The sequence below is a fragment of the Blastocatellia bacterium genome (genome assembly GCA_035573895.1).
In the GTDB taxonomy this organism is placed as follows: domain Bacteria; phylum Acidobacteriota; class Blastocatellia; order HR10; family HR10; genus DATLZR01.
In genome coordinates this window covers 51,968-64,842 of the sequence record DATLZR010000013.1, presented here as the reverse complement: position 1 = coordinate 64,842, position 12,875 = coordinate 51,968, and the positions used below count along the sequence as shown (strand labels likewise).

The 12,875-nt window shown below is 61.1% G+C and carries 11 protein-coding genes and 1 pseudogene; 10 read left to right on the top strand and 2 right to left on the bottom strand.

All coding sequences use genetic code 11. The features are described 5' to 3' along the window. The 6 genes from VNM72_01545 to VNM72_01520 form a co-directional block, all read left to right on the top strand. Positions 1 to 390 (top strand): hypothetical protein (locus VNM72_01545; GenBank protein HXF04081.1); only part of this gene is annotated, 390 nt, incomplete at its 5' end. Between the two features lie 88 nt (positions 391 to 478). Further along, positions 479 to 1,336 (top strand): CPBP family intramembrane glutamic endopeptidase, encoded by an 858-nt coding sequence (locus tag VNM72_01540; GenBank protein ID HXF04080.1) that lies wholly within the window; start codon positions 479 to 481, stop codon positions 1,334 to 1,336. Positions 1,337 to 1,411: 75 nt separating this feature from the next. After that, the gene (locus VNM72_01535) at positions 1,412 to 1,660 is read left to right on the top strand and encodes a hypothetical protein (GenBank protein HXF04079.1); all 249 of its coding nucleotides are present in this window, start codon (positions 1,412 to 1,414) and stop codon (positions 1,658 to 1,660) included. A 42-nt stretch (positions 1,661 to 1,702) separates the two neighbouring features. Beyond that, on the top strand, positions 1,703 to 2,566 hold the full coding sequence (locus VNM72_01530) for a DUF72 domain-containing protein (protein HXF04078.1): 864 nt from the start codon (positions 1,703 to 1,705) through the stop codon (positions 2,564 to 2,566). Beyond that, a complete protein-coding gene (locus VNM72_01525) occupies positions 2,563 to 4,230 on the top strand; it encodes a glycosyltransferase family 2 protein (protein HXF04077.1) in 1,668 nt (555 codons plus the stop codon). Before VNM72_01530 ends, VNM72_01525 begins: the two co-directional genes overlap by 4 nt. A 105-nt stretch (positions 4,231 to 4,335) precedes the next feature. Continuing rightward, positions 4,336 to 5,745, top strand: coding sequence for a class II fumarate hydratase (locus VNM72_01520; GenBank protein HXF04076.1), 1,410 nt, complete (start codon positions 4,336 to 4,338; stop codon positions 5,743 to 5,745). Positions 5,746 to 5,789: 44 nt separating this feature from the next. Here the strand turns inward: VNM72_01520 and VNM72_01515 are convergent, their stop codons facing one another. Together VNM72_01515 and VNM72_01510 are read right to left on the bottom strand one after the other, a co-directional pair. Next, positions 5,790 to 7,949 (bottom strand): protein kinase, encoded by a 2,160-nt coding sequence (locus VNM72_01515; protein HXF04075.1) that lies wholly within the window; start codon positions 7,947 to 7,949, stop codon positions 5,790 to 5,792. Positions 7,950 to 8,102: 153 nt separating this feature from the next. Further along, on the bottom strand, positions 8,103 to 8,396 hold the full coding sequence (locus VNM72_01510; GenBank protein HXF04074.1) for a hypothetical protein: 294 nt from the start codon (positions 8,394 to 8,396) through the stop codon (positions 8,103 to 8,105). A gap of 265 nt (positions 8,397 to 8,661) precedes the next feature. Here VNM72_01510 and amrS point away from each other — a divergent pair, with 265 nt between their 5' ends. The 4 genes and pseudogenes from amrS to VNM72_01490 all read left to right on the top strand — a co-directional run bounded on the left by amrS (position 8,662) and on the right by VNM72_01490 (position 12,809). Continuing rightward, entirely contained in the window at positions 8,662 to 9,801 is a 1,140-nt protein-coding gene (amrS, locus tag VNM72_01505) for an AmmeMemoRadiSam system radical SAM enzyme (protein HXF04073.1), read from the top strand. A gap of 125 nt (positions 9,802 to 9,926) precedes the next feature. Then, positions 9,927 to 10,271: a 4Fe-4S dicluster domain-containing protein gene (locus VNM72_01500; GenBank protein ID HXF04072.1), complete on the top strand. Its 345-nt coding sequence runs from the start codon at positions 9,927 to 9,929 to the stop codon at positions 10,269 to 10,271. A gap of 18 nt (positions 10,272 to 10,289) precedes the next feature. Then, positions 10,290 to 11,389 (top strand): annotated as a pseudogene (locus tag VNM72_01495) (3-methyl-2-oxobutanoate dehydrogenase subunit VorB). Next, positions 11,340 to 12,809, top strand: a complete 1,470-nt coding sequence (locus VNM72_01490; protein ID HXF04071.1) for a 2-oxoacid:acceptor oxidoreductase family protein — start codon at positions 11,340 to 11,342, stop codon at positions 12,807 to 12,809. Before VNM72_01495 ends, VNM72_01490 begins: the two are co-directional and overlap by 50 nt. The last annotated feature ends 66 nt before the right edge of the window (positions 12,810 to 12,875 follow it).

Here is a 12,875-nt window from a genome sequence, read left to right as displayed (position 1 = left end):
GCCGGGCGCCGATCTCCCCCTCCACAGGCGCGCGTGGTGGATTACGAGATTGTGGGTGTGGATCCTCGCCTCATGGGGATCGGACCGGTTCCGGCCGTCCGCCGCCTGCTCGATCGGCGCAAGCTCAGACTGACGGATGTGGATCTGGTGGAGTTGAACGAAGCCTTCGCTGCTCAGGTGCTGGCCTGTGATCGTGAGCTTCATTTCGATCACGAACGATTGAATGTCAATGGGGGGGCGATTGCTCTGGGCCATCCCATCGGTTGCAGCGGAGCGCGGATCGTTGTCACGCTGCTTTATGAAATGGCGCGACGGAAGGCCGTTCGGGGCCTGGCCACGCTCTGCGTCAGCGGGGGAATGGGCCTGGCCCTGCTGGTGGAGCGCCCGTGAAAGGAAAACTCCAGGAATGAACACCGAACCGATCAACACCAGCAAAAAAACGGACGCGCGGCCTCGGACTGCGAAGGACATCTGACGGATGAGCACCGAACTGACTCATACCTGCCTTTGCTGTGGTCACGTCCTGACCGATGATGAGCGCTCGGGCCTCACCTCTCTCTGTGCCAGTTGTCAGAGCCAGGCGCCGACCGGAGGTGGATCTTCCCCCGTCGCGGCCTCCCCTCCGCCCTGGAATCTGGCGGCAGCCATCGGCGTGTGGGTCTTTTTCACGTTGACTCTTTCGATTGTTCCAGCGTTCGGCGTTCTCGTGTGGGCGCACAAAGCGGGAGTGAACCCGTTCAGTCCCGATTTGATCAGTAATCCTCGCGCCCTGATCGTTCAAATCGGGATGCTGTTTGTCACTCACCTGCTGACGTTACTCGTCGGTTATATGGTCGTCACATCGGGAGCGAAGCGGCCGTTCTTTCACACGCTGGGCTGGCGCTGGCACCCGCGCTTCCGATTGCGACATGTCCTGGCGCTCATCGGTGGCCTCTATCTGATCCTCTATCTCCTCTCGCTCGTCGTCCCTCACGGGGAGACCGACTTCGATAAGCTGCTTCAAACCGGGCAGGACGTTCGCATCGCGATTGCTCTGGTGGCCGTGCTCACGGCTCCTTTGGTGGAAGAACTCGTCTATCGAGGAATCCTCTATCCTGCGCTCCATCATCGCCTGGGGCGGGTTCGCGCCATCCTCATCGTGACGGCGATGTTCGCGGTCGTTCACTTTCCCCAGTATGCGGGCAGCCTTCTCATCCTCATGGCCGTGACGGTTTTGAGCTTCGCGCTCACGGTGATTCGTTCCTATACCGGTCAGTTGCTCCCGTGCGTTGTCGCCCATTTCCTCTACAATGCCATCGGATCAGCGCTCATTCTGAGCGGATATGTCATCAGTTGATGGTCTCGGCGATTCGGCTCCCGGCAAGCGCTTCGCGCAACAGCAACGCGCGCCCGAAAGGAGTGTGCGGTGACGATGGAAGGACAAACGCCGCAGCCCTATCGCGTTTCGTTTCGACAGCTCCAGAGCGGAGAGCAGACCATCCTGCTCGATCTTCAGGACTGCCCGGAGGCGCGCGTCGAGCGGTTGAAGTCCTATCTCCGGAGCAAGCGCATCCCCTATCGCGAAGCTCCCGGCGGGGAGCTGGAATTGTTGCGCGGGTATCATCCGTACGAGATCCCCGGGATTCTGCGGATCATCTCCTATTTCCTGGCGGAGCCGTGACGGCCCGATGATCGGATGACCCGGAGGACATCGTCGCACGTCATGATTCGGATCGGACCAGCCGGATGGTCTTACGATGACTGGTGGGGACGCGTCTATCCTCATCCGGCTCCCCGGGGATTCGATCCGCTGGAGTACCTCGCCCGCTACTTCGACACGATTGAAATCAACAGCAGTTTTTACCGTCCTCCGACGACGGCCATGACGCGCCGGTGGGTGGCGCGGGTCGGAGAGAATCCCCGATTCAAGTTCACCGCCAAACTCTATCGAAAATTCACGCACGAGCGAACGCCCACGCCGGAGGACGAGGCGAGTTTCAAACGGGGAATGGAGCCCCTGGTCGAAGCGGGCAAGTTGGGAGCCGTGCTCCTTCAATTTCCCTGGTCATTCAAGAACACGCCCGACGCCCGCGAGTATATCAGCGAACTGGTGCGGCGGTTCGCCGAGTATCCGCTGGTCGTGGAAGTGCGTCACGCCTCGTGGAATGTGGAATCGGTCTACGAGTTCTTTCGGGAGCACAACGTGGGTTTTTGCAATATTGATCAACCGGTCTTTCGACGGTCGCTCGGTCCGACGCGACGGGTGACCGCGCCGGTCGGCTACGTCCGGCTTCACGGGCGCAATTACGACAACTGGTTCAGCGAGAGCGCGACGGCGGCTGCCCGCTACGATTATCTCTACTCGCATGAAGAACTGAAGCCCTGGATCGAGAACATCCGGGCCATTGCTCAGACAGCCGCCGATGTCTACGTCATCACCAACAACCACTATCAGGGCAAGGGCGTGGTGAACGCCCTGGAACTCAAAGCCGACATCGAGGGGACGGCCGTGCCGGTGCCCGAACCGCTGATCCGGGCCTATCCTCGATTGGAATCCCTGGCTCTGACGACGGACTTCTCTCGATGAGGACGCTCACGCTGGCTTTCGTCTACGAGAATCTGACGGCCTTTCGTCAGCAACTCGATCTGCTTCCGCGATCCCCCTCGGTGACCGATCTCATTCTCTTTCACCGGGAGGAGGTCTCCGATGAGGAGCGGGCGGCGATGACTCATTTCGTTCGGCGGGAAATGCTGGCCGATCGGGCCGGCGGAGGTCAACAGGACCCTCTTCGATTTATCCGGTGCGGGGAGTTTTTCTCGGCGGAGGCAGTGAACCGATTGCTGGAGCTGTGGACGAGCGACTATCTCGTGCTCCTGCTCGGTCGCGGGCTCGTCGAGGTAAGCGATCGGTCGCTGGAGAGACTTCTGGACGTTGCCGACGACACGGGAGCGGGCATCGTCTACGCGGACTTCTGGCAACACGAAGGGGGCCGGCTTCAGGAGCGTCGGCTGATCGAGTATCAGCCGGGGAGCCTGCGGGACACGTTCGACTTCGGCCCGGTGATGGTCCTGTCCCGACGCGTTGTTCACGCGGTACGCGCGGCTTTGGGACCGGTGGATCCCCGCTGGCGATGGGGCGGGCTCTATGATCTCCGGCTGAAAATATCCTCTCATGCCCCGATTGTTCACGTGCCGGAGCCGCTCTCCCTTTGCTGGCCTCGACTGACCGTCGCTTCTGATGCCGAGCCAACCGACGCACCGGAGGACCCTCTGTTCGCTTACGTGAAACCGGAGAATCGCGCCTACGAGCAGGAGATGGAAGAGATCGCCACGGCCCATCTCCGACGCATCGGAGCCTATCTGGAACCCGTGTTCGCTCCGATTCCGCTGCCGGAGCATGATTTTCCCGTCCTGGCCAGCGTGGTCATTCCCGTTCGCAATCGCGCGCGCACAATCGGAGATGCCCTTCGAAGCGCCCTCGCACAGAGAACGACTTTCTCCTTCAACGTGATCGTGGTGGATAACTTTTCCACCGATGGAACGAGCGAGATCATCGAGCAGATGAGGCGCGAGGATGATCGGCTCCTTCACCGTATTCCCTCGCGGCGGGATTTGGGCATCGGCGGATGCTGGAACGAAGCGATTTTCTCTCCGTCGTGCGGGCTGTTTGCCGTTCAGCTTGATTCCGATGATCTTTATGCCGATGCCGATGTTCTCCAGAAGATCATCGCCGCCTTTTATGCGCCCGAGGCGCCACCGGCCGCGCCGGAGGAGGCTCGCTCGCGGGCCCCGCGCTATGCCCTGGTGATCGGTTCGTATCGAACCGTCAATTTTGACGGCGAACCGATTCCGCCGGGAGTGGTGGATCATCGGGAGTGGACGCCGGACAACGGGCGCAACAATGCCTTGCGCGTTTCGGGATTCGGAGCGCCCCGCGCCTTTTACGTTCCCCTGCTGCGGCGCGTCGGCTTCCCCAATGTGAGTTTCGGCGAAGATTATGCCGTCTGTTTGCGCCTCAGCCGTCACTACGAGGTGGGGCGCATCTACGAACCGCTGCTCCTGGTTCGGCGCTGGGAGGACAACACGGATCGGAACCTCACGCCCGAGCGCGCCAATCGCTATGAGGCGTACAAAGATTGGCTCCGAACCGTGGAAATCCTCGCCCGGCAGAAGGGAGAAGCAGCGCGGACTTTCCAGTCCGCGAGAGATGCGCAGGCTGGAAAGCCCGCGCCACAAGAGTCTGCGACGTAGTGCAGACTTTCTGCACTGTAGCGAAGCTTTCCAGTCCGCGAGAGATGCGCGGGCTCGAAAGCCCGCACCACAAGGAAACACATTTTTCAGGGGAGGTGAGCGAAGATGTCAGACTACCGTATCGAACGCGACTCGCTGGGAGAGATGCGGGTTCCGGCAACCGCCTACTATGGAGCGCAAACGGCACGGGCGGTGGAGAATTTTCCCATCAGCGGTCTGAGGTTTCCCCGACGCTTCATCTGGGCTCTCGGGGTCATCAAACGCGCCTGTGCCCGCGCCAATATGGATGCCGGCGACCTGGATCCGAAGATCGGTAATGCCATCGTCGAGGCCGCGACCGAAGTGAGAGATGGTCGCTGGGATGATCACTTTCCCGTGGACATCTTTCAAACCGGCAGCGGCACATCCACCAATATGAATGCCAATGAGGTGATTGCCAATCGCGCCGCCGAGATTCTGGGTTTGCCCCGGGGAAGCAAAGCCGTTCACCCAAACGATCACGTCAATATGTCGCAATCATCCAATGATGTCATTCCCACGGCGATCAACATAGCGGCAGCGATGGCCCTCACCGAAGATCTGATTCCGGCGCTGGAGCATCTGCACCGGGCGCTGGCGGCCAAAGCCGTCGAGTTCGATCCCATTTTGAAGACGGGGCGCACGCATCTGATGGATGCCACGCCCATTCGGTTGGGTCAGGAATTCAGCGGCTATGCTGAGCAAATCGCCAAAGGGATCGAGCGGGCGACTCATGCGCGCGATGTCCTGCTGGAGCTGGCCCTGGGCGGTACCGCGGTGGGTACGGGCATCAATCGGCGTCCTCCGTTCGCCGCCCGCGCCATCGGCTACATTGCCGAGGAGACGGGTCTGCCCTTCCGGGAAGCGCGAAATCACTTTGAAGCTCAAGCCACTCGCGACGGCTGCGTCGAAGCCTCGGGTGAGCTTAAGACCATCGCCGTGAGCCTGATGAAGATCGCCAACGACATTCGCTGGATGGGGTCGGGGCCGCGAGCGGGATTGGCCGAGATCACGCTGCCGGCCACTCAGCCGGGCAGTTCGATCATGCCGGGAAAGATCAATCCCGTCATCTGCGAAGCCGTGACAATGGTGGCCGCTCAGGTCATCGGCTACGATGCGACCATCTCCCTCTGCGGGATGATGGGGAATTTCGAGCTGAATGTGATGATGCCGGTGCTGGCCTATGATCTGCTGGAGGGAATCCGGTTGCTCGCCTCGGCCAGTCGCGTCTTCACCGACAAGTGCATCGTCGGCATCACGGCCAATGTCGAGCGGTGTCAGGAGACGCTCGAGCGCAATCTCTCGACGGTGACGGCGCTCGTGCCCCGCATCGGCTATGACAAAGCGGCGGAGATCGCCAAGGCCGCCTACGCCAGCAATCGCACCATCCGCGAGATCGCCCGCGAGTGGAACGTTCTCAGCCCGGAGGAACTCGACGCACTGCTTGACTACCGAAAGATGACCGAACCCGGCGATCTCGGCCAGGCCGGAGGCTAAAGGGGCGGGGATTTTCTCGTCCGGGGCGGATGTGCGCTCTGGAGCTACTTTCCTTTTTTCTTTTGCAGGCGCTTGACGTGACTCTGGGCGACGCCAGCGTAAGGGCCTGACGTGCATTGCTCAAAGGCCTTGATGGCGGCCTCAATGTCGCCGAGCCGTTCATAGGCGAGGCCGAGCAGGTAGTACACATCGGGATTGTTCGGCTCCAGCCGTTGCGCGTCCTGATAGTGAAGGAGCGCAGCTTGCGTGCGCCCGCTGTTGAGATAAGCATTGCCCCGGTCAATATGCTGCTTGGCCGTCAGCATGGGCTCGACCGCCTCGGGCTTATGAGAGGTAGCCGCCACATCTTGAGCCCCCGGCGAGGGTCGGCCTTGGGATGTTGCCGATGGCGCTTTACCTGCCGGTCGTGAGGACGGAGTACCGAGGGGTTGGCCGGAAACCAGGGGAGGATTCGGCGCGGGGATCGGTGCGGAGGGCGGCGGGGCCATTTCGAATGAGGGGACCGGCTGACCGACGGTCGGTGTCTGACCTATTTCCTTCGAGGCGAACCAGCGGGGGCGAAGAAGAAGCAAAGCACCACCGGCGAGAATCACAACCACCACCACAGCTCCCATCCCGACGAAGATCCGTCGTGAGGGGACCATGCGCGTGGCGGCCACCGTGGGAGCGAGATGTTGTGTGGCTCCTTCCGTATCGGTGACGCGCTCGGTGGGCAGCAGCGCCGTCGCCGTATCTTCAACGCGATCCGGAGCTAGAGGCTCTTTCTGCGGGACCGAAGGGGACGGCGCCCGCCGGTTCCCCCGCATGACGGTAGTGATCGCCTGGGCGATCGCTTTTGTCTTTTGAGCGAAGTGCCGCCGCGCGTCCGGAACGAGCGAGAGATGAAGCTCGGATTTCTCTCCCTCGATGATCTCGACCTCCGACGTGGCGGGGCGGTGCGTCGGATGAACGACGCGAACCGTGTGTTTGCCCACCGGGAGGCGATCGAGATAGAAGCGTCCGGTGTGATCCGTCACGCCGAACGTTTTCTCATCTACCAGAACCTCCGCTCCGGCGATGCCGCAGGTGATGATCAACTCACCGGCGCGAATCGCCGTCAGCTCGGCGGTGAGAGAGGCCTCCTTGCGCGGCTCGATGCGAACCGTTGCCCGCCAGGCGTGGTAGCCGAAGCCATCCGTTTCCACGACGTGCGATTTGGGCAGGCAATCGTCCTTTCGCCAGCAGCCCGTCTCATCGGTCTGGCCGGCATATTTGCCGTTGAGGTAGACGGAGACGCCAGCCACCGGCTCGCGCGTCGCCTGATCGAGGCAGCGAAGGATGAGGGTTCCCGTCTCCAGGCTGATGGCCCGGCGCAAGGCCCGCGCCAGATCGGTGGCGCTCTGGTATCGTTCCGCCGGATTCTTGGCCAGCGCCTTAAGGACGACGCTCTCGACGGCTTCGGACAAATCGGGTCGAAGCGCTCTGAGTGGTGGTGGCTCGACTTTCAGATGCTGATAGATCATGCGCTCCATCGAGTCGGCATCGAAGGGAACCTGACCCGTCAGCAATTGATAAAGGATGACGCCCAGGCTGTAGATGTCCGAGCGATGATCAATGCTCGCGCCCAGCATCAATTGCTCCGGCGAAGCGTAATGAAGCGTGCCGATGGCCCGACTGACCTTCGCGCCCGTGGTCGTACTCATGGCCTTGGCGATGCCGAAGTCGAGAATCTTCACCGCCTCCTCGCCCTTGTAATCGGTCACCAGCATTATGTTTCCCGGCTTGAGGTCACGGTGAACGATGCCCCGCGCATGGGCCTGAGCCAGCGCCTCGCAGACCTGTTCGATCAGCGTGGCCACCCGGTCCAGCGGCAACATGCCTTTGTCTCGAATCTCGGCTTCGAGCGTGCGGCCGTCAAGCCACTCCATCACCAGGAAGGGGATGCCATCGGCAGTCACCGCCGCATCGGTCACTTTGATGATGTAGGGATGATCAAGTCCGACGGTCGCTTTCGCTTCCTTGAAGAAGGATTCGACCATGTCGGGATAGGCGATCGCCAGATCGGGTTTCAACACCTTGAGGGCTACCGTCGCCGTTGTCATGACGTGCTGAGCCCGATAGACCACTCCCATGCCGCCGATGCCCACCAGCTCTTCGACTTTATACCGGTCGGCGATCGTTGTCCCCACCAACCCGTAGGGGTCGCGTTTGGGTCGCTGCTCCATAAAATTCCTCCTTAACCGCTTCGCCTCACCCGGCGCTTCGACAGGTCTTCGACATCATAAGGAACGAATCCGGTGAAAGCAAGACGACACAGGCAACGTGACGCTCAGGTAAGGAATGCCTTCGGCTCCTCATCCCCGAGAGGGCCGATCCCGCTACTTGGTCGGTTTGAATCCGATCTTTTCCCGAATGGCTTCGGGGAGAGTCTGAAGCATCTGCTCGTGACGCAGCAAAATTTCTTCATGGCGGAGCAAAATTTCCTCGTGGCGGAGCAAAATCGTCTCAATGCGGGTGAAGCGTTCGGCGTTCTCGCGCCGCAGGGCCGCGATCTCCGCCAGGAAAGCGGCCTGGTTATGCACCAGGGTTGCTTGCGCATGAAGCAGTTCGGCCAGGGCTTCCTCCAGACGATCCCCTCTGTCGGCTTTTGCTGGTCTTTTCCGCTTGTTCATCTCCTTACCCACCCTCACGGTCGGGGTGCTGACAGGCGCTGATATTGTATCACACTTTTGCCGATGCGACGGTTTGGTTTGCGCCCTGCCGGGGGCCTGTGCGCTGGTTGGTAACTTTTCTGCGTCGTATGACTCATCGGTGGGGGAAGGTTCTCAGCGTGGGGCCGGGTAGGTCTTGTTAAGCTCTTTGATTGTCGAGGTTGACAGAATCCGTCGCGCGCGGCACGCTGTTTGCACGCGCCACATCGAACGGGATGGACAAGCGATGACGAACCGGGACGAACAAGGTGTTACAGGAATTCAGCGGGCGGCACAGGAAGCGATGCTCTATCATCGCGTCGGCGCTCAGGATGTCGTCTGCGATCTCTGCGCTCACCGTTGCGCTCTTGGTCCGGGCCAGCGCGGGCTGTGTGGTGTGCGGGTCAATCACGAGGGGCGGCTCTACACGCTTGTGTCTGATCGGATTGTGGCGATGGCGGTGGAGCCGGTGGAGAGGCATTCGTTTTATCACGTTGATCCCGGCTCGGCGGCTCTGGCGCTGGCGACGGTGGGCTGCACGATGCGCTGTCGCTACTGTCTGAATTACACGCTCTCCCAGCTCCCGAAAGGGAATCGAGGGCGGGTCATCGGTCGGCGCATTACTCCTCCGGAGATCGTCGCTTCCGCCCGAGCGCATCGCTGCCGCAGCATCGTTTACACCTACACGGAGCCGACCGTCGCTTTCGAGTTGATGTACGAAACGGCTCGCCTGGCCCATGCTCAGGGAGTGAAAAATTTGCTCGTCACCAACGGCTACCTGACCGACGCCGCGCTTCGGTTGCTCGCCCCTTATCTGGCGGCCGCGGCCGTTGATCTCAAGGGGTTTGATGATCATCGCTACCAGCAGTGCTGCGGAGCGCGGCTGGAACCGGTTCTGGAGACGATCCGGATGCTGCATCAGCTCGGCGTGTGGATTGAAGTGACCACGCTGGTTGTTCCCGGTCATAACGATTCGGACGTGGAACTCTATCGCACGGCGGAGTTTGTCGCGTCGCTATCGCGGGATATTCCCTGGCACGTCGCCGCCTTCTTCCCTTCCTATCAGATGGGGCAGTGCGAGCCCACACCGCTGGAGACGCTCTATCGCGCCTGCGCAATTGGGCACGCCGTCGGATTGCGGTACGTCTATTGCGGGAACATTCCGGGATCGTCGTGCGCCCACACCTATTGCCCTCGCTGCCGAACAATTCTCATCGAGCGCCAGGGCTATCACACGCTGCTCAATCGAATCGTCAATGGTCGGTGCGGCGAGTGCGACCAGGCGATAGCCGGCGTCGCTCTGAGCGCGGCGGCTTCTGGTGACTCGCGTCCTCTCTGGAAGAATTGGCTGTCAGGCCCCTGGCCGATGATCTCCTCACCTGGGTGAAATTTCCCTCAGGAGTGCGGAGTTTTAGCCCACCGGAGCGAAACCACTGCCCCACAGGTCGGCTGACCTCTTGAGGAATCAACCAATTAGAATGGCTACCCGCGAGAACGGTCCCGGCATGGAGTTTGCTTCCCTTTCTGAGCGGGAGAGGCCGCTGTAAGGCTTCTCCCCAAAGGAGTACCGGGACAATGGCAAAAGCAGAGACGCTTGATCGTGGCACGGTGGAGATCAACCAGGAGGAGTGCAAAGGATGTGGGCTGTGCGTGGCGGCCTGTCCGCCTCAGGTCCTGCGGCTGTCGGAGCGACTCAATAGCTATGGGTATCATCCGGTTATGTATGTTGGGCAGGGATGCACGGGCTGTGGCGCGTGCTTTTATGCCTGTCCGGAGCCGGGAGCCATCACCGTCTTTGTCCTGCAGCAACCGGCGCGTGCCGCCCCGGTTCAGGGTCACGCTGCTGCCGCTGCGTGAGCGGGAGAGGAGGGCATCATGGCCAAGCAGCTCGTCAAGGGAAATGAAGCGGTGGTGATTGCGGCCATTCTGGCGGGATGTCGCTCGTTCTACGGCTATCCGATCACGCCGGCCAGTGAGATCGCCGAAGCGGCTGCCCGATACTTCCCTCTGGTCGGGGGGACCTTCCTTCAGGCCGAAAGCGAAGTGGCAGCCATCAATATGGTCTACGGAGCGGCTGCCGCCGGACAGCGGACGATGACGGCCTCCTCGGGGCCGGGGCTGAGCCTGATGCAAGAAGGCATCTCCTATTTGGCGGGTGCCGAACTTCCCTGCGTCATCGTGGACATCATGCGCGGGGGCCCGGCCTGGGCAATATCGCACCGGAACAAAGCGATTACCACCAGATCGTCAAGGGCGGCGGCCACGGCAATTACCGGACAATTGTCCTCGCGCCCAACTCCGTTCAGGAGATGTGTGACCTGACGATGCTCGCCTTCGATCTGGCCGATCGGTTCCGCAATCCGGTGATTGTGCTGGCCGACGGCTTCATCGGTCAGATGATGGAACCGGTGGAATTCCCTTCCACCGCCGTTTTGCCTGAACCGCCGGAGTGGGCTGTGTGCGGCAATGCCCAGACGCGCTCCAATCTGATCACGTCAATCTATCTTGCGCCGGAAGAGCTGGAGCAGCATATTCGCCATCTCGAACAGAAGTACGCGCGGGCGCGACATAGCGTCCTGCTTTATGAGAAGTACAAAACCGAGGATGCGGAGATCATCACGGTCGGCTATGGGATCGTCTCGCGCATCTTGAAAACAGCCGTGGACGGAGCGCGGGCGCAGGGCGTCAAGGCCGGACTCTTTCGTCCGATCACGCTGTGGCCATTTCCTGCCGAACCGCTATCGGTGCTGGCCGATTGGGCGCAATGCTTTCTCACCGTCGAACTGAGCGCGGGACAACTCGTCGAGGATGTGCGACTGGCCATCGAAGGCGAGCGGCCCGTCTTGCTCTACAGTCGGTTCGGAGGAGTGGTTCCCACGGCCGAAGAACTGGTGGAACAAATTCTCAAAGCCAACGAGGTGAAACATGTACGCCGTCGCTTACCAGAGACCGAAGAGTTTCTATGGGGTGTTTGAGCGCAAGCCGGGCGATCATCACACGACGCACTATTGTCCCGGCTGCGGTCATGGCAACATCCACAAGTACATCGCCGAGGCCATTGACGATCTCGGCATTCAGGATCGCACGATCTTCATCAGTCCCGTGGGCTGTTCCGTCTTCGCCTACTACTATTTCGACGTGGGGAATATTCAAGCGGCTCACGGGCGAGCGGCGGCCGTGGCCACGGCAGTGAAACGGGCGCGACCGGAGAGTATCGTCATCAGCTATCAGGGCGATGGCGATCTGGCGGCCATCGGCGGCAATGAGGTGCTGCACGCGGCCAACCGGGGAGAAAACATCACCGTCATCTTCGTCAATAACGCGCTGTATGGTATGACGGGCGGACAGATGGCGCCGACGACGTTGCTGGGGCAGAAGACGACGACCACCCCGCGCGGACGAGATGTCCTCAACGAAGGCTATCCGCTGCGCGTGTGTGAGCTGTTAGCTACGTTGGCCGGACCCGTCTATATTGAGCGGGTAGCTCTGTTCGATACCCGATCCCGCATGAAAGCGCGTCGCGCCATTCGCAAGGCGCTTCAGGCTCAGATGGAAGGCAAAGGGTTCTCGCTGGTGGAGGTGCTCTCGCCCTGTCCCACCGGCTGGGGTCTTCAACCGGATGCGGCCTGCGAGTGGATCAAGGAGCAGATGCTGCCGGTCTTCCCTCTGGGCGTGTTCAAGGACGAAACGGCGACGCGGCCCAGCCGGACGCTCACGAAAACCCATGTTCCCGTGACCGAGATTCCCGCGCTTCTCGGCTTGCGCGAGCCCGACATTTTCGGTCGTGTCACACCGCCGGACGTCGCCGCTTGTTATCGCAATCCCCGCATTAAGATCGCCGGATTCGGCGGTCAGGGCGTGCTCTTTCTGGGAACGATCCTCGCTGAATGCGGGATGTATCAGGGGTATCATGTCTCCTGGCTTCCCTCCTACGGACCGGAGATGCGGGGAGGAACAGCTCACTGTCATGTCACGCTCTCACAGGAGCCCATCGGCTCGCCGCTCATCTCGCATCCCACCGTGTTGATGGCCATGAATCGTCCGTCGCTCGACCGATTCGAAGCGGAAGTCGTGAGCGGAGGACTCTTGCTCTATAACGCCACCCTTATTGATCGTGCGCCGGTGCGCCGGGATCTCGAAGTGATGGCCGTCCCCGCCAGTGAGATTGCCGATCGCCTGGGCGAAGCCCGAGCCGCCAATATGGTGATGCTGGGCGCATACCTCGGGCGAACCAGACTCCTGACACCAGACCTCGTTGAACGGGTACTGGAGAAAAACACCAAGAAATCTTCTTTGCTGGAAGTGAATCGGGCGGCACTGCGCGCCGGCATCGAATGGGCTGCTGCTGGACAATGCACCGAGCCGATCACTTCCTGGGTGGTGGATAACTGGTGAACGAAGCGGCAGTTGGATACGGGTCTTCTTTCGAAAGGGGGCCTGGGCGGCTGCTGCACGAGAGAT

Coding starts and splice junctions, on each gene's coding strand:
- VNM72_01535 (HXF04079.1), top strand. CDS start 1,412: ATGGAAGGACAAACGCCGCAGCCCTATCGCGTTTCGTTTCGACAGCTC.
- VNM72_01530 (HXF04078.1), top strand. CDS start 1,703: ATGATTCGGATCGGACCAGCCGGATGGTCTTACGATGACTGGTGGGGA.
- VNM72_01525 (HXF04077.1), top strand. CDS start 2,563: ATGAGGACGCTCACGCTGGCTTTCGTCTACGAGAATCTGACGGCCTTT.
- VNM72_01515 (HXF04075.1), bottom strand. CDS start 7,949: ATGGAGCAGCGACCCAAACGCGACCCCTACGGGTTGGTGGGGACAACG.
- VNM72_01540 (HXF04080.1), top strand. CDS start 479: ATGAGCACCGAACTGACTCATACCTGCCTTTGCTGTGGTCACGTCCTG.
- amrS (HXF04073.1), top strand. CDS start 8,662: ATGACGAACCGGGACGAACAAGGTGTTACAGGAATTCAGCGGGCGGCA.
- VNM72_01490 (HXF04071.1), top strand. CDS start 11,340: ATGTACGCCGTCGCTTACCAGAGACCGAAGAGTTTCTATGGGGTGTTT.
- VNM72_01510 (HXF04074.1), bottom strand. CDS start 8,396: ATGAACAAGCGGAAAAGACCAGCAAAAGCCGACAGAGGGGATCGTCTG.
- VNM72_01520 (HXF04076.1), top strand. CDS start 4,336: ATGTCAGACTACCGTATCGAACGCGACTCGCTGGGAGAGATGCGGGTT.